The organism is Bacillus sp. B2-WWTP-C-10-Post-4, from assembly GCF_009183805.1.
Classification (GTDB): Bacteria; Bacillota; Bacilli; order Bacillales; family Bacillaceae_G; genus Bacillus_A; species Bacillus_A cereus.
Map to the genome: position 1 here is coordinate 1 of NZ_WEII01000071.1, position 22,404 is coordinate 22,404.

A 22,404-nucleotide genomic window follows, 5' to 3' on the forward strand; every position below is an offset into this window, starting at 1 on the left:
ATATGATGTTGTTCCGCAAAGATAATTGTGGTTTTCAGGATTTAATTACAAAAACGAAAGTAATAAGTCTTGTATAATGAAAAAAAGACCTTTTTATATATAAAAGGGTCTTTTTGATTTTATAAGTATATGGGGAATGTTTACAGTAAGGAAAAGCTAAAATGTGTTAATTCTATTTATAATAGATTGAAAATTAAGAAAATGATATAATGATTAAAAATAATATCTTTATTCCGCCATATTGGGGCTGATTAAAATTTCACTTTATATAATAAGGGGGAGATTAAAATGACTGGAGGTAGTGTAATCTTTTGGGGGATTTTAATTTTCATCGGTTTAGTTTTCGACCAGCGTAATAATAAGAAAAAAGAAGGATAAAAAGTAAACGTTTACAAATGAGATAGCAATTTTCTTGCTTGCAGATTAATCTTATAAAGGAGTATACTGAATGACGGTAAGACTTATAGAAGGGGTAATGAAAATGAAGCTTGCAGGAAAAGTTGCTATCGTAACTGGCGGTGGCATCGGTATTGGACGTAATACAGCTCTTTTGTTGGCTAAACAAGGCGCAAAAGTTATTGTGACGGACATTGATCAAGAGAGTGGACAAGCAACAGTGGAGGAAATTATGAATCTAGGCGGAGAGGCACTTTTTGTATCCTATGATATGGGAAAGCAAGGAGATTGGCAACGCGTTATTAGCATTACTTTGAATGCATTCAGTCGCATTGATATGCTTTTTCAAAATGCAGGTTTATATAAAATAGATTCTATTTTTTCTCGCCAACAAGAGAACGATTCCAATGTACTTTGTATTAATGACGTTTGGATAGAGATAAAACAATTAACGTCATCTTTTATGAAACAGCAAGAAGAAGTGGTGCTTAGTGATTTACCGATTTTCGGTATTATTAGCACAAAAGGACAATCATTTCATACAGTAGAAGCCCTAGTATAATAATAAAAACCGCCCTCAATATATGTGGACGGTTTTTTTGTATGTGTATAGTAAAGATAAATTTTTTAGCGAATACGTTGTTCAGTTTGGTTATCAAAGAAATGTGCTTTATTCATATCAAATGCTAATTTAATTTGATCACCAGGTGAAAATGTATGTCTTGCATCTACACGTGCTGCAAAATCTTGATTTCCAAGTTTCATATATAAAATGGATTCAGCACCTAATAATTCAGCGACTTCAATTTTTGTTGTGAAGGCAGTAGATTGCGAAGCTTCTAAAAATAGTAGTTCATCATGAATGTCTTCGGGGCGAATACCTAAAACAATTTCCTTATTTACATAGCCTTGTTCACGTAGCATCTTCATTTTTCCTTCAGATACTTTAATTTTTATAGTATTGTCTATAACGAAATCGGTTTCAGTCAATTTACCAAGGAAGAAATTCATCGCTGGTGAGCCGATAAATCCACCCACGAAAATGTTTTCTGGCGTTTCGTATACTTCTTTTGGAGTTCCAATTTGTTGGATTTTTCCATCCTTCATAACGACAAGACGCGAAGCCATAGTCATTGCTTCTGTTTGGTCATGTGTTACATAAATTGTTGTTGTTCCAAGGCGATGATGTAGCTTAGAAATTTCTGAGCGCATTGCAACACGGAGTTTAGCATCTAAGTTTGATAATGGTTCATCCATTAAGAAAACTTTTGCATCTCGAACGATTGCTCTACCTAACGCAACACGTTGGCGCTGTCCACCTGATAATGCTTTCGGTTTTCTATCTAAATATTGTTCAAGTCCTAAAATTTTTGCTGCATCTTTCACACGACGATCGATTTCATCTTTTGGTATTTTTCGAAGTTTTAATCCAAATGCCATATTATCATATACACTCATATGTGGATAAAGAGCGTAGTTTTGGAATACCATAGCGATATCTCGATCTTTTGGAGGAACATCATTCATTAGTTTACCATCAATTGAAAACTCGCCTTTTGAAATATCTTCAAGTCCAGCTACCATTCGTAATGTTGTAGATTTTCCGCATCCAGAAGGACCGACAAATACAATAAATTCTTTATCTTGAATGTGTAAATTAAAATCAGTTACAGCTGTTACGTTATTATCATATATTTTATAAATGTTTTCTAATTTAAGTTCTGCCATGGTATTTCCCCCTAGAAATAATTATGCAAACGTTTTCTTTGAGTTCATTATAAACGAATAGATTCAAAAAATAAATAAAAAAATAAAACGTTTTCATTTATTGGAGATTTATTAGTGGTTTTCATATGTTTTCTTAGAAAAAGAACAATAAAAATTGTAAGCGCTATTTTAAATTGAGATAGAATCTGTTATCATTCATTAATGAAAACGTTTGCGCCTTAAAAAAGAGAAAAATGAATGATGAATGAAATGGGGTAGCATAATGGAAAAACAATGGTGGAAAGAAAGTGTAGTATATCAAATTTATCCTCGTAGCTTTATGGATAGTAATGGTGATGGTATAGGAGATCTTCAAGGGATTATTTCAAAGCTAGATTACTTAAAAGAGTTAGGGATTGATGTGATTTGGTTATCACCAGTCTATGAATCTCCAAATGATGATAATGGTTATGATATAAGCGATTATTGTAAAATTATGAACGAGTTCGGAACAATGGAAGATTGGGATGAGCTATTATATGAAATGCATGAACGTAATATGAAACTTATGATGGACTTAGTTGTTAATCATACTTCGGATGAACATAATTGGTTTATTGAATCACGTAAATCAAAAGATAATAAATATAGAGATTACTATATATGGCGCCCTGGAAAAGAAGGGAAAGAACCGAACAACTGGGGAGCTGCTTTTAGTGGATCTGCATGGCAGTATGATGAAATGACGGATGAATATTATTTACATCTGTTTTCTAAAAAACAGCCAGATTTAAATTGGGATAATGAAAAGGTAAGACAAGATGTTTATGAAATGATGAAGTTTTGGTTAGAAAAAGGAATTGATGGCTTCCGTATGGATGTTATTAATTTTATTTCTAAAGAAGAGGGATTACCAGCTGTTGAAACAGAAGAAGAGGGGTATGTTTCAGGTCATAAGCATTTTATGAACGGTCCAAACATTCATAAATATTTACATGAAATGAATGAGGAAGTATTATCGCATTATGATATTATGACGGTTGGTGAAATGCCTGGTGTAACGACAGAAGAAGCGAAATTGTATACTGGAGAAGAACGAAAAGAGTTGCAAATGGTATTCCAATTTGAACATATGGATTTAGATTCAGGAGAAGGTGGAAAGTGGGATGTAAAACCATGCTCACTTCTTACTTTAAAAGAGAATTTAACAAAGTGGCAAAAAGCATTAGAGCATACCGGATGGAATAGCCTTTATTGGAATAATCATGATCAGCCTCGCGTTGTATCTCGTTTTGGTAATGATGGAATGTATCGCATTGAATCAGCAAAAATGTTAGCGACAGTTCTTCATATGATGAAAGGAACGCCATATATTTATCAAGGAGAGGAAATTGGAATGACGAACGTTCGATTCCAATCAATTGATGAATATCGAGATATTGAAACGTTAAATATGTATAAAGAAAAAGTGATAGACCATGGTGAAGATATAGAAAAAGTAATGGAATCTATTTATATAAAGGGTCGTGATAATGCTAGAACTCCGATGCAGTGGAATGATCAGAATCACGCTGGATTTACAAAAGGTGAACCTTGGATTACTGTAAATCCTAACTATAAAGAGATTAATGTGAAACAAGCAATCCAAGATGAAGGTTCAATTTTTTATTACTATAAGAAATTAATTGAACTACGCAAAAATAATGAAATAGTTGTGTATGGATCATATGATTTAATATTAGATAATGACCCTTCTATTTTTGCTTATGTAAGAACATATGGAGATGAAAAACTACTTGTCATTGCAAACTTTACTGCGGATGAAAGTGTATTTGAAATGCCTAAGGATATTAGTTATAGTGAATCAGAGTTATTTATACACAATTACGATGTAGAAATCGGATCAATAGATAACATTCCATTACGTCCGTATGAAGCGATAGTGTTCAAATTGAAATAAGAAAAAGCCTTATGCCATTTCGAACTTGGCATAAGGCTTTTTTGGATTACCATTTTAATATGGAGAATCCATATGGAGGAAGTGTAACTTGTAATACACTTGCTTCCGCTGAAAATTCTTCGTTTGTATAAATGTTAATTATTTTCTTACCAGTAACATGAAGAGGGAGTGAAACTGTAACTTCACTATTAGTAGGGTTTAAAACGAAAAAGATAGTTTCATCCTCATATGTTTTCGTATAAGAAATATAATTATGTTCATCATTTGCTTCGATGAATTGAAAAGTACCATGTCCTCCAAATGCTTTATGTTGTTTACGTAATAAAATCAATGTTTGTATATGGGTAAATAATGCATGATCTTGTTCTTTAGTATCCCAAATCATACATTTACGGCAATCAGGGTCCATGCCGCCATCCATACCAATTTCATCCCCGTAATAAATACAAGGAGAGCCGATGAAAGAAAGATGGAATACATAGAGCAATTTCAACTTATTTTTATCTCCGTTGCATGTTGTTAAAATTCTTGGAGTATCATGGCTGTCTAATAAATGAAATGCTGCTTCATTTACATTCATAGAGTAGGAATGTAGAGATTCTGTAATTTGCTTCATGAATTCACTTGCTTTAATGGAATCGTTAGCAAAGTAAGAAAGTAGAGCATTTGTAACAGGATAGCTCATGACAGCATCAAATTGATCGCCTTGTAGCCACGGAAGGGCATCGTGCCAAATTTCTCCCAAAATATATACTTCAGGATTTAGTGTCTTTATTTCAGTTCGGAATTCTCTCCAAAAGTTATGATCGACTTCATTGGCGACATCAAGGCGCCAGCCATCTATATTGAATTCTCGTACCCAATAACGTCCTACTTCAAGTAAGTATTCTTTTACATCTGGATGAGCTGTATTTAATTTAGGCATATACGGTGTAAAGGCGAAAGTATCATAATTTGGAAGTGGTTCGGTTATAATCGGAAATTCATGAATGTGGAACCACTCTTTATATGCGGACTTCTCACCATTCTCTAGTACGTCTTGAAATTTCTCGAAAAAGTATCCACTATGATTAAACACAGCATCGAGCATTACTTTTATACCGTGCTTATGACATTCTTCAACGAGCTCTTTAAAAGTTTCTTTCGTCCCAAATTGTGGGTCAATTTCCATATAGTCAATTGTGTCATATTTATGGTTTGAATGAGCTTTGAAAATAGGTGTGAAATATATTCCGGAAATGCCAAGCTTAACAAGGTAATCAAGGTTTTGAATAACACCAGAAAAATCTCCGCCGAAAAAATTAGTTGGAGTTGGATTCGCACTTCCCCAAGGAAGGGTGTTTTCTGGATTCAGCGTACTATCGCCATTAGCGAATCGCTCAGGGAAAATCTGATACCAAATGGTGTCTTTAATCCAAGATGGTGCTTTGAATACATCATCTGCATGAATAAATGGAAAACAGAAAAAGTTACCAACATCATCATTTGGAATGCTAGAAAAGAATCCTCGCTCTGCATAAATAAGAGTGTCTGTTTCAGATTTTAATTCAAACCCATAACGTAAGCGCTTAAATTTTGGTTCGATTGCAATGGACCAATAATCAAATAATGCAGTAGAACCCGTTTTTTTCATGGGTGTACTTGCTGATATCCATTTCCCGTCTTTCCATTCGTAAGGATCACCGTAAATAAGATCGGCGCTTTGAATATCATCTCTCTTAGTACGTACTCGGATGTGAATTGTTTGTTCATCATAAGCGTATGCATAATTATCTTTCGGCCTATGATAAATGGCTTCTTTAAACATATAGAAAATCCCCCTTCAATATCTCTATACATAGTATTCCCTTAAGTGTAATAATAAAGCCTGTATTGCAAACGATTGCCTTTCTCGTAGCTTTAATATTGCTTATAAGAGTAGTATTCATTTTATATAAAGTCAATGTATAAAGAGTATAATGACATAATTTTTAAATTAATATTTGCAAAATGAATAAAAGAATGTATAATGATAGACAAATAGCGCAAACGTTTTCATAGATTGAGATATTGTTTGCGCTTCAATTAAACTATCAAATGCAAACGTTTTCAGTTACTGAGGTACATAGACAATTTAGGGAGGTTTTTGGGATGAAGAAAGCATTATCATTATTAACGGTTTCAGCATTATCTATTGGTATGTTATCTGCATGTGGACCGAAAGATTCAGGGAAAAAAGAGGAAAGTAAAGCGAAAAAAGACTATGATCTTCTTGTTTGGGAAGATGATAAAAAAGGTGTTGGTTTAGAACCAGCAGTGAAAAGCTTTGAGGAAAAATATAAAGTAAAAGTAAAAGTTGTTGAAATGCAAATGACAGATCAAGTGAAGAAGTTACGCCTTGATGGGCCAGCGGGGACTGGACCAGATGTTGTAACATTGCCACACGATCAAATCGGAAATGCAGTAACAGAAGGTTTACTTTCTGAAGTGAAAGCAGATGATGCTGTAAAGAGTAAATTTACTAATTCATCAATAGAAGCACAGACATATAACGGAAAATTATATGGTTTACCAAAAGCAATTGAGACACCAGTCTTTATTTACAATAAAAAACTAATGCCAAAAGCGCCAGAAACGATGGACGAGCTGTTTAACTTCTCAAAAGAATTTACGAAAGATGGCAAGTACGGATTTTTAGCATTAGGAGATAACTTCTACTTTGCTAATGCATTCATGGCAGGTATGGGCGGTTATGTATTTGGTGAAAAAGATGGAAAGCCAAATGCAAGTGATGTTGGATTAAATAATAGTGGAGCAGTACAAGGTGCTGAATATCTTCAAAAATGGTACAAGGAAAAATTATTCCCAAAAGGTATTATCGGTGAATCAGGTGGGCCTGCTGCTGATGGACTATTCAATGAAGGAAAAGCAGCTTCTATCATGAATGGCCCATGGGCGTTCCAAGCAATGGAAAAGAACGGGATTGATTATGGCGTTGCTCCAATGCCGAAATTACCAAATGGTCAACCAATGAAAACGTTTGTTGGGGTTAAAGGATGGCATGTAACAAGTTTCTCTAAACAAAATGATTTAGCTACAAAATTCACTGAGTGGGTAACAAATGAAGAAAACGCAAAAATTCGATTTGAGAAAACAAAAGAAATTCCTCCAGTAAAATCAGTAATGGAAGATCCAATTATTAAAGATAACGAAGCTGCAAAAGCAGTTGCAACGCAATCTGAAAATGGAATTCCAATGCCAAACATTCCAGAAATGCAAGAAGTTTGGAAACCAGCTGGAGATGCGCTTCAATTAGTTGTTACAGATAAAGAGGCACCAAAAGCGGCGCTTGATAGTGCAGTGAAACAAATTAAAGGTAATATTGAGGCAAATCATAACAAGAAAAAATAAGGTGAAATTCGTGCCTCTAATATGAGAGGCACGAATTCTCTCCCTTCCATGTAGGAAGAAAAAAGGGGGAAGGAACATGCAAACATCTATGGAACCAGCAAATGGGTTAAACCGTTCAAAGCATAGGAAAATGGCAACCATGTTATCAATCATTCCAGGCGTGGGCCAAATGTATAATAAACAATTTGTAAAAGGTCTTATTTTTCTAGTATTAACAGGTTCTTTTATTGTAGCCTTTGCTGATTTATTAAATATGGGATTATGGGGTATTGTAACGCTTGGTACAGAAGTTCCACGTGACCATTCTGTCTTTCTATTAGTAGAAGGAATCTTGGCCCTTATCGTTATCGCTTTTGGGCTAGGCATATATGCATTTAACTTATATGATGCATACCAAAATGGAAAGAAACGTGATAGCGGAACAGCATTAAATTCTGTAAAAGAGCAATATCGTAATTTGTTAGATCAAGGTTTTCCTTATTTAATGGTTTCACCAGGTTTTCTACTACTTATCTTTGTTGTCGTATTTCCAATCATCTTCGTAATTTTAATTGGATTTACAAACTATGATTTATATCATTCTCCTCCAGCTAAATTAGTAGATTGGGTGGGCTTTAAAAACTTTATTGATATTTTCACTTTACCGATGTGGAGAGAGACATTTGTAAGTGTATTCTCTTGGACTGTCATTTGGACATTCGTTGCAACAACATTACAAGTTGCACTTGGTATTTTCTTAGCGATTATCGTAAATCAGCCTGGTATTAAAGGAAAGGCGATTATTCGAACAATCTTCATTTTACCGTGGGCGGTTCCAGCATTCGTATCTATTCTTGTTTTCTCTGGTATGTTTAATGAAACATTCGGAGCGATTAACAATCAAGTATTAGCTTTATTCGGAATTGAAAAGATTGCTTGGATGACAGATCCATTTTGGGCGAAGATTGCTTTAATTATGATTCAAACGTGGCTTGGGTTCCCGTTTATCTTTGCGATGACAACAGGTATACTGCAATCGATTCCGGGAGAATTATATGAAGCGGCTACAGTAGATGGAGCGACAGCTTGGCAACAGTTTCGTAAAATTACATTGCCACTTGTGTTATATGCAACAGCACCAATATTAATTACGCAATATACGTTTAACTTTAATAACTTTAGTATCATCTATCTATTTAATGGTGGAGGTCCTGCTGTAGCTGGACAAGACGCAGGTGGAACGGATATTTTAATTTCATGGATTTATAAGTTAACGATGACTTCAGCGCAGTACGGAAAAGCAGCAGCTCTTACAATGATATTATCGTTAATTGTTATTACAGTTGCGTTATGGCAATTTAAGAGAACAAAATCATTCCAAGAAGAGGATATGATGTAAATGAATATTAAAAGACAGAAGATGTTACGTCTCTCATTAAGTTATTTAGTTATTTTCGTAATGTGTGCCATCATTTTCTATCCGTTATTATGGATTATTGGCTCATCGTTTAATCCAGGTGATAGTTTATCTGGATCAAGTATTATTCCACAAAATGCAACGTTAGATCATTATCGTAAGTTATTAGATCTAGAGAATAGTAATTACTTACTATGGTATAAAAACACATTAAAAGTAAGTGTTTTAACGATGATTTTCTCAGTGTTAGCAATTAGTTTTACCGCTTATGCATTTTCGAGATATCGTTTTGTTGGAAGAAAAAATGGTTTATTAACATTTTTAATTCTGCAAATGATTCCAAACTTTGCAGCGTTAATTGCTTTATACGTATTAGCTCAATTAACAGGATTAATTGATACACACCTTGCATTAATTTTAATTTATGTAGGCGGGGCTATTCCGATGAATACATGGCTTATGAAAGGGTATTTTGATACGATTCCGAAAGAACTGGATGAATCAGCTCGAATGGATGGAGCAGGACATTTTCGTATTTTTTGGCAAATCATTATGCCACTTGCAAAGCCAATCGTAGCGGTTGTAGCGTTATTTACTTTCATTGGTCCATTTACAGATTTCATTTTAGCGAGTATTATTTTGCGAACACCAGAAAATTATACTTTAGCAGTTGGATTATATGAAATGGTTGCGAAGAAATTCGGTAATGAATTTACAACGTTTGCAGCGGGTTCTGTGTTAATTGCGATCCCAATTTCAATTTTATTCCTATCACTACAAAAATACTTTATTTCTGGTTTAACAGCTGGAGGTACAAAAGGATGAAAAATGGGACATTACGTCCCATTTTTCTTTTCATCTCCCTATAAATAAGTTTATAGGGAGATGAAAAGAGATTTGACATCACATGTGAAAAGAAGTGAAATAAATAGTATATTATAGTATAGGAAAAAATAGCTATATCCCTTACAATACATGAAGAGGGAGAATAGGATTAGTTTTGCAAGATATAAGAAATGAAAGTTTATGACTTGCAATGAGTGCGAGATAAAATATATGAAAAATGGCAGAGAAATGAGAGGAGGGGGATTTTTATGACAGTTACAATTAAAGATGTGGCGAAGCAAGCGAATGTTGCACCATCAACAGTTTCTCGTGTAATTGCTGATAATCCAAGTATAAGTGAAAAGACAAAGCGCCGTGTTAGGAAAGTGATGAGTGAATTAGGGTATCATCCCAATTTAAATGCGAGAAATCTTGCGAACCAAACGACGAAAACACTTGGTCTTGTTATGCCAAGTTCTGCAAGTAAAGCTTTTCAAAATCCATTTTTCCCAGAAGTTATAAGAGGGATTAGTTCATTTGCACACGTAGAAGGTTATGCGCTTTACATGTCGACAGGTGAAACGGAAGAAGAAATTTTTAATGGTGTCGTAAAGATGGTACAGGGACGCCAAATTGGTGGCATTATTCTTTTATATTCAAGGGAGAATGATCGGATTATTCAATATTTACATGAACAAAATTTCCCGTTTGTTTTAATAGGAAAACCATATGATCGAAAAGATGAAATTACATATGTAGATAATGACAATTATACAGCTGCAAGAGAAGTGGCAGAATATTTAATTTCATTAGGGCATAAGCAAATCGCGTTCATTGGTGGTGGATCAGATTTACTTGTAACGAGAGATCGTTTAGCTGGTATGAGTGATGCCTTGAAATTAGCAGACATTGTATTACCAAAAGAATATATTTTACATTTTGATTTTTCGAGGGAAAGTGGTCAACAAGCTGTTGAGGAATTAATGGGACTGCAGCAACCGCCAACGGCAATTATGGCAACGGATGACTTAATTGGACTTGGTGTGTTAAGTGCTCTTTCTAAAAAAGGATTCGTTGTACCGAAAGATGTTTCTATTGTAAGCTTTAATAATGCTTTATTATCAGAAATTGCGAGCCCTCCACTTTCGACAGTTGATGTGAATATTTATCAGCTAGGATATGAGGCAGCAAAAGCTTTAGTTGATAAAGTAGAGAATGCAGAATCCACTGCAAAGTGTATCATTATTCCTCATAAATTACTAAAACGTCAAACTTGTGATCATTATGCATAAAAAAGCTAAGAGTTTAACTCTTAGCTTTTTTCATTAGAAAGGCTTCTAATCGGTCGCAGCCTTCTTTTAAAGTTTCGATACTATACGCATAGGACAAGCGAAGGTAGCCTTCACCGTATTCAGAGAATGCTGTTCCAGGAACTACAGCTAGTCCCGCTTCTTTGACAAGATCAAGTGCAAAATCAAATGATGAAGATGTCAAATGACCAACATATGGGAATAAGTAAAATGCACCTGTTGGCTTTTCAACTGTTAATCCCATTTGAGTGAGTCTATTATATACGTAATCACGGCGTTTTTTATATTGGTGGCGCATCATTTTTGGTGCGTCTTTAGCTGCTGTTAATGCTTCAATTGCAGCGTATTGAGCGATTGAAGTAGCACACGTTACATTGTATTGATGAACTTTTAATATGTGTCCTGCTAAATAACTTGGTGCAAATAAAAGTCCAACACGCCAGCCAGTCATAGAATGTGATTTAGATAAACCGTTAATGACAATTGTTTTTTCACGCATTTCTGGGAAATGAGCGATAGATGTATGCTTTTGTTCATATACAAGCTCGCTATAAATTTCATCTGAAAGGACGAAAATATTTTTATCTTTTAAAACATCTACAATATCTTTTAGCTCTTCTGTTGATAAAGTTACACCGGTTGGGTTAGAAGGATACGGTAGTACGATACATCTTGTTTTTTCTGTAATAGCATTTTTAAGCGCTTCAGCTGTTAAACGAAATCCAGTTTCACGAACATCTACAAAAATAGGCGTTGCACCGCATAATCGAATAATAGGTTCGTAGCCTGGATAAATAGGAGCAGGTAAAATTACTTCTGTTCCTGGCTCTAAAATCGTTCGGAATGCAACATCAATTGCTTCGCTAGCACCGATTGTAACGATGGTTTCGTTTTCAGGTGAGTAATGTAAATCGTAGTTATCTTTTACGAAGTTACAAGCTGCCTTACGTAATTCTAGTAAACCAGCGTTATGTGTATAGCTTGTATAGTTTTCTGTAATAGCCCGTTTTGCCGCTTCTTTCACGAGAGAAGGTGTAGGGAAATCGGGTTGTCCAATTGTTAAAGAAATCAAATTACCATAGTTTTGAATCATGTTAGAGAATTGACGGATTCCAGAAATTTGGATATCCTTCACTCTAGGGTTAATGAATTGTTCCATTGTATCTCCCTTTCTTCCGTTTGAAAATTAAGTTCATTTTATCATATTTTCTATGATTACGCTTTGTATATGTTATTTAGAAAGAGAGAGAAAAGAGAAAAAAAGCCGCTATAAGCGACTTTTTAATATCCGTATTCCCAATCTATTTCATCTTCATTCCAGAGTACAGAGGATACCTTGCCAAGGTGAACAACTGATTCGTTCACAGCACATGTGCAGTTTTCTTCTCCCGCTTTATGCTGTAACTCTTCATATACTGATTTTTCAACATTTTCTAGAACAACCAAATTTTCTTCTTTTAAAACAAGCGTAGTACCCGCCATATTTATCTTCCTCCTACTAAAGTAATGATCACTTATTTGTAAACATAGATAGTATGGATTATATGCTGTATTTTGCTATAGTTGTCCGTCTAAAAAAGTATTTTTATATTTTCTTTGTAATCCGTATTCATTGTATACTGCACGAAGGAAATTTGGTACAGGGTTTACAATCATTTCGAAAATCTGTAACAATTATTATGAGTTGTTAACAAAGAATTAACAAATACGTTAAGAAAAATCAAAATTTTAAAACAAATACACCTATAAAATGATATAATCATATCAAAATACATATAGGGGATGAGAGGTTATGGAGCTTATCCGTGATTTATTGATTCAAATTGCCATCATAATTTTGCCACTATTTTTATATGAAGCGATTCGTTTAAATCGCTATCAAGAAATGCCTCCGAAGCCAAATCGTTACTTTATTATGTTTTTATCTAGCGTTACGCTCGTTCTCTCCATGACATACTCTATTTGTTTTGGCAATGTGTGTGGGTATAACTTTCACCCCATTCCAATTGTCAGTGGTTTTTTATATGGTGGGATTGTTGGTTTAATCCCAGCGGTTATTTTTGTTGCATATGAATGGTTACTAAAGGGAATGAGCTTTCTTCCAGTTTTAGAAGTAATATTTTTATTGATAGTTCCGCTATTTTTATCAAAGAAATGGTCTCTTTTTTCAAGGGATAAGAAATTAATTTTAGCATTTATGATTTCATCATTTTATGTGCTTGTTTCTTTAGTATTAGGCATGATTAATGTTCTTTTGGAAACAGGATTTACACCGTATATTTCGCAAATATATAGCGGATTTATATTTGCCTCGCTTATCATGGTCATGACAATGGTATTCCAGGTGTATTTAACTGAATATTTAAATGAGAATGCATTGCTACGTACAGAGATGCAAAAATCAGAAAAGCTTAATATTGTAAGTGAGTTAGCAGCAAGTGTGGCACATGAAGTTCGAAATCCACTAACTGTTGTTCGTGGATTTATCCAATTGCTAGAAAGTACGGAAGATGTGAAGAATAAGGATTATATGCGTCTCGTATTAGCTGAATTGGATCGGGCGGAACAAATTATTTCAGATTACTTAAATTTAGCAAGGCCGCAAATTGAGAAAAAAGAACACATTTGTTTATCAGCCCAATTAATAGAAATGACCACTCTTATGTCGTCATTTGCAGCGATGCAAGGTGTATATTTACAAGTTGAAATTTCAGAAAGTCTTTATACGATTGGTGATAAGACAAAATTGAAGCAAGCTATTATGAATGTTGTTAAAAATGGTATTGAAGCAATTCAAGGAAATAAAGGATATTTAAAAGTAACAGCTATTCAAAAAGATGAAACAATCATAATAAGAGTTAAAGATAGTGGTGTTGGTATGACGAAAGAACAGTTAGCAAGGCTTGGGCAACCATATTATTCTTTAAAAGAAAAAGGGACAGGATTAGGACTTATGGTAACATTTAGTATTTTACAAGCGCATAATGGTACATTGGAATATAAGAGTGAAAGTGGAAAAGGCACTGAAGCAATTATTATATTACCAGCTGTACAAAATAAGGAATAAAAGTTACCGATGAAAGGTAACTTTTTATTTTATATTGTTTATTCATTTGTTTTTTCTTGTTTTGCTCGGCTAAATAAACTTTTAAATGATTGAAAGAAGCTTTGCTCTTTTGAGGCAGCAACCATTCTTTTTGTTTCTTGAATTTCTCGAATAACTTGCATAAGCTGTGCATCACGGTTACTGTCTTTGTTATAAATTTGACTAACAAGTTTATTCATTTTTTCTTCCTGTTTGGATTCTCGTTTATACATATGATTCATTAATAAGTCCATCTTTTCTTTTTGCAGTGCATCTGTTTGAGCGGCGTGATCGACTAACTCTTGAAGCATTTTTTCTTGAGAGCCTTCTTTTACATAAACTTGTTGCATCAATTCGTCTAGTTTCTCATCCTTTAAACGATTTTGTGTAATTAGAGTAGAATTTTGATGAATAATTGCTTCATTTAATTGAGCTAGCATTTCAAGTTTTAACATGAACTCCTCAAAGTTACGCCCATCTTCTTTTTCTTTCGTTTGTATCTCTTGCTTATCTTGTATAACTGGTACAGGTGGGGCCTCTTTTTCTTTTAAAATAATCGGTATCGTTTCTGAAATATCTTCTTGTAATGTAGCAGCTCTTTCGTGTATAGATTTCAATAATTTTAAATCATCAAGTTTATAAATACGAGCATCAGCTGTTTTGGAAATCATATAACCATGTTCCTCTAACAGTTGACTATATTTGCGAACTATATGTTTTGGGATGCCTGTTTTATTCGTGACATCTTTCGTTTTATAGGTAGCTTCCATCATATTTCCTCCCCAAAAAGTATCGTATATATCATTTCAATCTTTTATGAGGACTTCCTTTGAAAAAGAATGTCGGAAGGCTATTAGTTTTCTACAGCATTAGTGAAAAAATGAAAATTTTTGGCGGAATGGCAAGGAATAACTAAAATAATGTCTGAAAACATATACAGGAGAAGTTTGTTATAATAACGGAGGAAAAGAAACTGGTAGAAACATGGAGGTATACATGAAGCAATTAAAAGGTATTATCATTTCAATTATCGCAATTCTGTCTATTTTAGTAGCAGTTTATGAAGTACTTGTGCCAGAGGAAACAAGTGTAAAGAAAACGAATACGTATGATCAAGTGTTAGAATTTCCGAAAGAACGTTATCCAGAGACAGGAAAACATATTACGGATGCTATAAAAGAAGGGCATTCAGAAGTTTGTACAATCGATCGTGGTGGTGCTGCAGATAGAAGGAAATTGTCGTTAGCGCCATATCCATCAAAAAAAGGGTATGATCGTGATGAATGGCCAATGGCGATGTGCAAGGAAGGCGGAAAAGGAGCACATATTGAATATATAAGTCCGGCGGATAACCGTGGAGCAGGCTCTTGGGTAGGGAATAAGTTAGATAAATACCCAGATGGTACGCGAGTAAAATTTGAAGTGAAGTAGTAGTTGTATATTTCATAATGAAGGAGAAGGGGAACTATGGAGTTAACGATTTCTTATTCGCAATTAATGTTGATGAACTATGACGGTGAGCAGCCTTATGTAGATTGGACTGATGAAGATTTTGAAAGAGGTTATGCTAAGGCAGATGGAACTGTTATTTTTGAAGCACTTTCTGATTATACTTGTGAAGTGAAAGTGACCCCAGGGAAACATATTGAAAAAGAAGAAGTAGTTAGAACGATTACGGTTCCTTTTACAGTTGAAAATGAAAGTATCGTTATAACGAGTATTCTTTCTAATAAATTTCAAATACCTATTCCAAATGGTGAGTATACAGTTGTATTACAAGCAATTCCTCTTGAAGAGCCAACGGATGATGAATTATATAAAATACAATATGAATTCTTTTTTGAAAGTAAAGAATAAAAAATGGGTTATCCTGAGAAAAGGATAACCCATTTTTGTTATGCGTTTGTTTTTAAAAGGGAACGAGCATCTTTCGCTGCTTGCACCATATGTTCTAAAGCTGGAATAACTTCTTCTGTTCTTCTCGTTTTTAAACCACAATCGGGATTAATCCAGAAATATTTAGGATCACATACTTCTAAAGATTGTTCTACGATTTTATACATTTCATCTTTACTCGGTACACGTGGGCTATGAATATCATATACACCTAGGCCAATGCCTTTTTCATATGTTGTATGTTTTAATGTATCAATAAATTCTCCGTGACTTCTTGATGTTTCGATAGAAATTACATCTGCATCTAATGCGCGAATCGCGTCAACAATATCTTCGAAGTTACTGTAACACATATGAGTATGAATTTGTGTTTCATTTGCTACAGAAGAAGTTGCTAAAAGGAAGGATTGTACTGCCCATGTAATATAAGCATCCCAATCTTTTTCTTTTAGTGGCATTCCTTCACGAAGTGCGGGCTCATCGACTTGGATTACTCTAATTCCGGAAGATTCAAGTAGTTCAATTTCGTGACGAAGAGCTAGTGCAATTTGATACGAAACTTCTTTTCTTGGAATATCATTTCGAACGAAGGACCAATTTAAAATTGTAACAGGTCCGGTTAACATTCCTTTTACAACTTTTTCCGTTAAGCTTTGTGCATAAACTGTTTCCTTAATAGTCATGCCGTTAATAAAGGCTACATCACCATAAATAACAGGTGGTTTTACGCAGCGGGAACCGTAAGATTGTACCCAACCGTTTTTAGTGAATGAGAAACCAGCAAGGCGCTCACCAAAATATTCAACCATGTCAGTTCTTTCAAATTCACCATGTACAAGTACATCAAGCCCAATTTCTTCTTGGTAACGAATCCATTTTTCTGTCTCTTTTTCAATAAATTGTTCATATTGTTCATTTGAAATAACACCGTTACGCCATTCTTTTCGCGTTTGACGAACTTCAGTTGTTTGCGGGAAGCTACCAATAGTCGTTGTTGGTAATAGCGGTAACTCCAGGGCAACTTGTTGTAATTCGTATCGTTTTTCAAATGGAAGAGGACGTGAAAAATCTTCTTCTTTTAGTGCTGTTCGTGCTGCTTTGACATCTTCTCGGTTACGTGCAGCAGATGAACGAATTGTATGATGTACGTTTCGATATGTTTCCAGCTCATTACTAATGCTTTCTGTACCTTGAGTGAGAGCGGAATGAATAAGAACTAACTCTTCTAATTTTTGATTTGCAAATGCTAACGCATCAAACAGCTCAGTCGATAAGTGAGTTTCTTCTGTTTTATCGATTGGTGTATGCAATAAGCTACAAGAAGGCTGAACGATGATATCTTTCGTTTGGACTTGTTTTTGTAACGTTGTAAATAACGTAAGTACTTCATCAAGGTCAGCTCTCCAAATGTTACGGCCGTCTATACAACCGACAGCTAAAGTTTTATCAGCTGGGAACCCATATTTTGAAATAGCATTTAAATTGCCTTCTTTACCATGAATGAAATCTAATCCAATACCGGATACCGGGAATGTAATAATTTCTTCATAGTTTTCTTCTACGCTATCAAAATATGTTTGTAAAAGAAGAGTCGCATTTGGAACTTCTTTACGAATAGCTTCATAAATTTCTTTTGCTTGTTGAACTTCTTCTTTCGTTAAAGAAGCGAAAATCGGTTCATCAACTTGAATGGCTTGTGCCCCAGCTGCATGTAGTTCTGAAAGCAGTTGTACGTAAGGTACAACTAACTGTTTTAAAATGGTAGAAAATTGTTCTTGTGTATAGCCTTTAGCTAATTTTAAGAAAGTATATGGTCCTAAAATAACAGGCTTTCCATCTACTCCTAATTCTTGTTTTGCCTCTTCGTATAAGCGAAGTGGACGATTATCTTTTAAAGAGATTTGTAATCCCTCTTCATATTCAGGAACGATATAGTGATAGTTTGTGTTAAACCATTTTGTCATTTCGGAAGCTACGTGATCTTTAGAGCCACGCGCCATTGCGAAATATACATCAAGGTAAGATGTAAACTCAGAAAAACGTGATGGAATAAATCCTAGCATATAGGCAGTATCCAAAACGTGATCATAATATGTAAAGTCGCCAATTGGAATGAGTTCAATCCCTTTTTCTTGCTGTACTTTTACGTGTTGAAGGCGAATTTCTTTCATTGTTGTTAAAAATTGTTCTTCATCGATTTTATTGGACCAAAATGCTTCCAATGTTTTTTTCCACTCTCGTTGTAGTCCGATACGTGGATAACCTAAGTTACTTGTTTGAATTGCCATTTTAAATTCCTCCCTAATTGAAAGTAAGCATTTCCGTTTACTAGGAAATACCTATAACAAAAAGTACAAAGACATAGAAAATAAGCCTTCCTTTTTGTTTTAACACCTCATCATCATCCGTGAATCTATCAGTGTTGTTAAAACAGGCAGGTCTCCTGACTTATGCTTCATATAATTTCTTTCACCTTCCCGTTTTCACAGTGGTACTAAAAAGAAATCTCAGCATTTACAGTGGCGGGACCGTGTTGGAGTTTCACCAAGCTTCCCTTTTAAACACGAAACGAAACTTTCGTGTACCTATTTTCCTTTTGAAAGGAATTTAACAAGCGATATGATATTGAAACAAATTCTAACACAATTTTTGGAATTTTGTCTACTGTTTTGAAATAAGAAAATTCTAAAGTTTTTATTTCTTATTATTCTGAATTTTTATTTTGAATTAATTAATAATAGTACTGTATAAAAAGAGAAATTGAGCTATGAAAGAAGTAGGGATGTCTTCTTTCATAGCTCAATTTTCATCTATAGCAACTTCTGAAAGTCGGCCTGCTATAGCATCTTTAAGGAGGGTGTTTAACCATTGTAATTCAACTGTAATATGCTCAATTACACTTTGCAAAATATATAGTTGTGCACGTGGAACCTTTCCTTTATTACAATCATATATCGTTTGCATAGTATGTAAATATTGAAGAGTATCGTTTTTCTTTTTTTCTAAAATAGGAACTAATTCGTGATCATTGCTAAAGTGAGCGAAAGATAATGCTGAATAAATAGGTTTATATATTTGGTTTTTGGCTTCAAATTGTTTTAATAGTAAAGTATGGAATAGTTTTTTGCCTTCTTCTGTTATATGAAAAATCGTTTTGTCCGGTCGATTTGTGTCTCTAATTACATTTGTAATATGAATTGCACCTTGCTTTTCTAATTGCTCGAAGGCGTAATAAAGTGATCCTTTAGCATATTTAATGTAACAATCCATTTGTCGTTCTTTCATAATATGCTGCACTTCATATGGATGTTTATCTCCTTCGAGTAGCAAGCCGAGAATGACTAATTTCATGCTCATGCTGTCTCAACTCCTGTATACAAAAACTTTATCCCGCATTAACGGGCAGTAAGACCCCACCCAAAAATTCAGTGGAAGCAAAGAAGTTAGGTGGGGATTAACTGCCCGTAAAAACCAGATTGGTGAGGGCTAATAATCAGTGGGAGATGAACACCCCCCACTGATTAAAGTTTCACTTTATACATATTATAAACGGCATATCCTTTTTCATAAAGGAATATGCCGCTTCTTTTTTATATTAACTAACTTGCTTTTGTTTTTCTTTCTTTTTAGGGCCAGTAAAGAGGCGTTCATTTCCCATAAGTAAAATACAAATAATACTTAGTACAGCCGGGATAAGTGCCCAGAAGAATGTATTCGCAATAGATGTAGCGAGAGCTTCTTTAATACCCGCTAATATTTCAGCAGGAATTTTTGCGGTAGCGCCTGGTGATAATAAGAAACTTGTGTCTCCGCCTTTTGGAGCTAATTTTGCTAGTTCAGGGGGGAATACAGAGTTTAGTTTATCTGTAAAAATATGATTTTGAATTGTACCGAAAATCGTTACACCAAGAGTCATACCGAGTGATCGGAAGAATGAGTTTGTTGATGTCGCCGAACCACGGTCTCGCATTTCCAACTTGTGAATAGAAGACATACTTAATACTGAGAATGAGAAACCGACACCAAGCCCAGCGAGAATCATAAATAGTGTTACGAGTAAACGAGGTGTGTCCATTGTTAAAGTACTTAATAAATAAATACCAAGAACGAAGAAGACACCAGATACCATCATAATGTTACGATAGCTTGTTCGAGACGCTAATTGTCCTCCTGTTTGACTTCCAATTACAGAACCAACCATCATTGGTGTTAAAATTAATCCAGCATTAGAGGCGGAACCTCCAAGAACGCCTTGAATGAAGATTGGAATATAAACTGTACAGATAATAAAAGCGGCACCATAGAAAAAGGCAACTCCTTGACTAGCTGCGAATAAAGGTTTTTTAAATAGATGGAACGAAATAATAGGCTCGGTTGCTTTTCGTTCTACAAAGAAGAAAATAATAAGCGTAATAACTACTGTTGTAAATAAGCCAATAATTACAGTAGAATTCCAGGCATATTCTTTACCACCAAGTTCTAATGCGAACATTAAGCAAACGATACTTATGACAAGTGTAATAGCACCAGCCCAATCAATTTTTTGTTTTCTAAATTCTAGAGACTCACTGTAGTATTTAGTAATGAAGAAAAAGGAGATAAGTCCTAATGGAATATTAATATAGAAGACCCAATGCCAACTTATATAGTCTGTAATATAAGCACCTAATAAAGGACCGAATACACTAGATGTCCCGAAAACAGCACCGAATAGTCCTGTCATCTTTCCGCGTTTTTCTGGTGGGAAGATATCGTACATAATTGTGAAGGCGATAGGCATAAGGGCACCACCACCGATACCTTGAATAGCTCTATAAATACTTAATTGCTCAATACTTGAAGCTGTTCCGCAGAGCGCAGAACCGAATAAGAAAAGAATGAGGCCACCAATATAAAAACGTTTCCGTCCGTACATATCAGAAAGTTTCCCGAAGATAGGCATCCCTGCCATTGTTGCTACCATATAAGCTGATGTGACCCAAACAAACTTATCAAATCCTCCTAGGTCTCCAACGATTGTTGCCATTGCGGTTGCAACGATTGTATTATCCATTGCGGCCATTAATATACCAAGCAGTAAACCAGCAACAACAAATTTTGTCTTGTTGGCGTCTTTTTTTAATGGTTGAGTTTCCAAATATAACCCTCCTTTAGAAATAAGTAAACTATATTAAGTTTTGAGTGCAGTGGATAAAAAATTTTAATGTATAGTTGATTTTAATTTCTTTTCCATAAGTGCACTGATATGCCATAAAGAATATTATAGTCAAATTTGACTATAAGGCAAACTTTTTCTTCCGTCAAAATATTCTTTCGTATGAGTAGAGAACGAGTGAGCCATACTGAATATTGCTATAAAGGAAATGAAGTAAATTGTAAAAAAATTTCATAAAGAACACCTTCTGTTAATAGATGAAAAATGGTTTTTTCTTCATATTGTCGAATAGGATAAAAGGAAGAGAAATATTAAACATTGCTTGTAGCAAGCTTTAGTAATTTGGGGAATTCATTGTGTGTATGTTACATCTGAAATGAGGTGAATATATATTATGAAAATATGGGGACGAATTTCGGATACAGGAAAGTATTCAATACCGCTACAACCAGTATTGTGGATTGACGGATCGAAAAAGGAAAACGAATTTCCTCAAGTAGCCGTTACATTACAAATTGGTAGTATGTATACAGAACAGTTTTCGTATGAATTGACCTACGATGTAAACGACATACTTATTATGCGAATTGAAGTGGAAAATAAAGGAGTAGAAATGATTTCGAGAGTTGTTGTAAGTCATATGATTCGAGATTACTTTGCTTATATTCCTAATTCTTTAAAAGTTGATAAGGGGATAAGTGAGTTTTTATTCCAGCTTGTTAGATGGCGAATTGATGATTTGTTACCGAATGAGAAGGTGGAACTACGTTGTAAAATAAAAGCTAATAAAGATAAAGCTCTTAAACAAACATTCTTTCAGGCTACATATACATTTCAAGATAAAGAGATATCATATGGCCCACTGCAAACAAATGAAGTTGTTGTGCGTCAATGATAAAAAGGAACCTGTACAAAAGGTTCCTTTTTTAGTGAAGGTTGTGTTTTTTGAGTATTTTCTTTTGCTCCATTCCTTTTTTTCCTACATAGTTATTTTTGTAGCCAAAGTATAGAATAAATAAAAATGAAACAACATTAACAATAGCGTCGATTTGATCGTTTGTAATAAAGTGTATGCCGAAAGAGGTAAATAATAATTTTAATGATAATAGAAAACCAGCTAGTAAACGCATAGCATCTGATAGATTCTCTTTTTGTAGCATATAGATTACTCCTTTCTATAAAAGTTATATTATATATATGAAATAGAGTAGAAAAGGTATACAAGCTTAAGCAGAAATGTACATTGCATATGTACATTTTTTATTTTGTAGAAAAACATTATTG

The 22,404-nt window shown here is 34.4% G+C and carries 20 protein-coding genes, 1 pseudogene and 1 riboswitch; of the genes and pseudogenes, 12 read left to right on the forward strand and 9 right to left on the reverse strand.

The genetic code is table 11. The features are described 5' to 3' along the window. From GBN78_RS21760 to GBN78_RS21770, 3 genes and pseudogenes are all read left to right on the forward strand, one after another. Positions 1-77: pseudogene (locus tag GBN78_RS21760) on the forward strand (RDD family protein); the annotation flags it as partial. Between the two features lie 211 nt (positions 78-288). Beyond that, complete coding sequence (locus GBN78_RS21765) at positions 289-378, forward strand: hypothetical protein (protein WP_000145650.1); 90 nt, start codon at positions 289-291, stop codon at positions 376-378. 70 nt (positions 379-448) lie between these two features. After that, on the forward strand, positions 449-958 hold the full coding sequence (locus tag GBN78_RS21770) for an SDR family NAD(P)-dependent oxidoreductase (RefSeq protein WP_000218410.1): 510 nt from the start codon (positions 449-451) through the stop codon (positions 956-958). Positions 959-1,023: 65 nt separating this feature from the next. Here GBN78_RS21770 and GBN78_RS21775 read toward each other — a convergent pair whose 3' ends face one another. Beyond that, positions 1,024-2,124 (reverse strand): ABC transporter ATP-binding protein, encoded by a 1,101-nt coding sequence (locus tag GBN78_RS21775; RefSeq protein WP_152127705.1) that lies wholly within the window; start codon positions 2,122-2,124, stop codon positions 1,024-1,026. Positions 2,125-2,386: 262 nt separating this feature from the next. On the opposite strand from GBN78_RS21775, the gene malL reads away from it, so the two are divergent. Further along, positions 2,387-4,063, forward strand: a complete 1,677-nt coding sequence (gene malL / locus GBN78_RS21780; RefSeq protein WP_000415182.1) for an oligo-1,6-glucosidase — start codon at positions 2,387-2,389, stop codon at positions 4,061-4,063. Positions 4,064-4,109: 46 nt separating this feature from the next. Here the strand turns inward: malL and GBN78_RS21785 are convergent, their stop codons facing one another. Continuing rightward, positions 4,110-5,870: an alpha-glycosidase gene (locus tag GBN78_RS21785; protein WP_000471776.1), complete on the reverse strand. Its 1,761-nt coding sequence runs from the start codon at positions 5,868-5,870 to the stop codon at positions 4,110-4,112. Between the two features lie 323 nt (positions 5,871-6,193). Between GBN78_RS21785 and GBN78_RS21790 the strand changes: the two genes are divergently transcribed. The 4 genes from GBN78_RS21790 (at position 6,194) to malR (ending at position 10,966) form a co-directional block, all read left to right on the forward strand. After that, positions 6,194-7,453 carry an extracellular solute-binding protein gene (locus GBN78_RS21790; protein WP_000709923.1) on the forward strand — a complete coding sequence of 420 codons (1,260 nt, stop codon included), beginning with the start codon at positions 6,194-6,196 and terminating at the stop codon, positions 7,451-7,453. Positions 7,454-7,529: 76 nt separating this feature from the next. After that, positions 7,530-8,831: a maltosaccharide ABC transporter permease MalC gene (gene malC, locus GBN78_RS21795; RefSeq protein ID WP_030027745.1), complete on the forward strand. Its 1,302-nt coding sequence runs from the start codon at positions 7,530-7,532 to the stop codon at positions 8,829-8,831. Beyond that, positions 8,832-9,674: a maltosaccharide ABC transporter permease MalD gene (gene malD, locus GBN78_RS21800; protein ID WP_001022608.1), complete on the forward strand. Its 843-nt coding sequence runs from the start codon at positions 8,832-8,834 to the stop codon at positions 9,672-9,674. A gap of 269 nt (positions 9,675-9,943) precedes the next feature. Further along, positions 9,944-10,966: a maltose operon transcriptional repressor MalR gene (malR, locus tag GBN78_RS21805; RefSeq protein WP_000219053.1), complete on the forward strand. Its 1,023-nt coding sequence runs from the start codon at positions 9,944-9,946 to the stop codon at positions 10,964-10,966. A gap of 13 nt (positions 10,967-10,979) precedes the next feature. On the opposite strand, the gene GBN78_RS21810 is transcribed toward malR, so the two are convergent. Together GBN78_RS21810 and GBN78_RS21815 are read right to left on the reverse strand one after the other, a co-directional pair. After that, positions 10,980-12,143: an aminotransferase A gene (locus GBN78_RS21810; RefSeq protein WP_000434600.1), complete on the reverse strand. Its 1,164-nt coding sequence runs from the start codon at positions 12,141-12,143 to the stop codon at positions 10,980-10,982. A gap of 122 nt (positions 12,144-12,265) precedes the next feature. Continuing rightward, positions 12,266-12,466 (reverse strand): hypothetical protein, encoded by a 201-nt coding sequence (locus tag GBN78_RS21815; RefSeq protein WP_000929280.1) that lies wholly within the window; start codon positions 12,464-12,466, stop codon positions 12,266-12,268. 310 nt (positions 12,467-12,776) lie between these two features. Here GBN78_RS21815 and kinB point away from each other — a divergent pair, with 310 nt between their 5' ends. Next, a complete protein-coding gene (kinB, locus tag GBN78_RS21820; RefSeq protein WP_000420369.1) occupies positions 12,777-14,051 on the forward strand; it encodes a sporulation sensor histidine kinase KinB in 1,275 nt (424 codons plus the stop codon). Between the two features lie 38 nt (positions 14,052-14,089). Here kinB and GBN78_RS21825 read toward each other — a convergent pair whose 3' ends face one another. After that, positions 14,090-14,839: a DUF3967 domain-containing protein gene (locus GBN78_RS21825; RefSeq protein WP_000388471.1), complete on the reverse strand. Its 750-nt coding sequence runs from the start codon at positions 14,837-14,839 to the stop codon at positions 14,090-14,092. A 226-nt stretch (positions 14,840-15,065) separates the two neighbouring features. On the opposite strand from GBN78_RS21825, the gene nucA reads away from it, so the two are divergent. Then, positions 15,066-15,500: a DNA-entry nuclease gene (gene nucA / locus GBN78_RS21830; protein WP_000811494.1), complete on the forward strand. Its 435-nt coding sequence runs from the start codon at positions 15,066-15,068 to the stop codon at positions 15,498-15,500. 36 nt (positions 15,501-15,536) lie between these two features. Then, complete coding sequence (comJ, locus tag GBN78_RS21835; protein WP_000424030.1) at positions 15,537-15,926, forward strand: competence protein ComJ; 390 nt, start codon at positions 15,537-15,539, stop codon at positions 15,924-15,926. A gap of 38 nt (positions 15,927-15,964) precedes the next feature. Here the strand turns inward: comJ and metE are convergent, their stop codons facing one another. From metE to GBN78_RS21850, 3 genes are all read right to left on the reverse strand, one after another. Beyond that, positions 15,965-18,253, reverse strand: coding sequence for a 5-methyltetrahydropteroyltriglutamate--homocysteine S-methyltransferase (gene metE, locus GBN78_RS21840; RefSeq protein ID WP_001007613.1), 2,289 nt, complete (start codon positions 18,251-18,253; stop codon positions 15,965-15,967). 128 nt (positions 18,254-18,381) lie between these two features. Continuing rightward, a riboswitch (cobalamin riboswitch) is annotated at positions 18,382-18,569 on the reverse strand. 195 nt (positions 18,570-18,764) lie between these two features. Further along, a complete protein-coding gene (locus tag GBN78_RS21845; protein ID WP_000062063.1) occupies positions 18,765-19,322 on the reverse strand; it encodes a PadR family transcriptional regulator in 558 nt (185 codons plus the stop codon). 238 nt (positions 19,323-19,560) lie between these two features. Next, entirely contained in the window at positions 19,561-21,102 is a 1,542-nt protein-coding gene (locus GBN78_RS21850) for an MDR family MFS transporter (protein ID WP_000449901.1), read from the reverse strand. 412 nt (positions 21,103-21,514) lie between these two features. On the opposite strand from GBN78_RS21850, the gene GBN78_RS21855 reads away from it, so the two are divergent. Continuing rightward, entirely contained in the window at positions 21,515-22,015 is a 501-nt protein-coding gene (locus GBN78_RS21855; protein ID WP_000708120.1) for a hypothetical protein, read from the forward strand. Between the two features lie 31 nt (positions 22,016-22,046). On the opposite strand, the gene GBN78_RS21860 is transcribed toward GBN78_RS21855, so the two are convergent. Beyond that, entirely contained in the window at positions 22,047-22,280 is a 234-nt protein-coding gene (locus GBN78_RS21860) for an SPP1 phage holin family protein (protein ID WP_000939448.1), read from the reverse strand. Between the last annotated feature and the right edge of the window lie 124 nt (positions 22,281-22,404).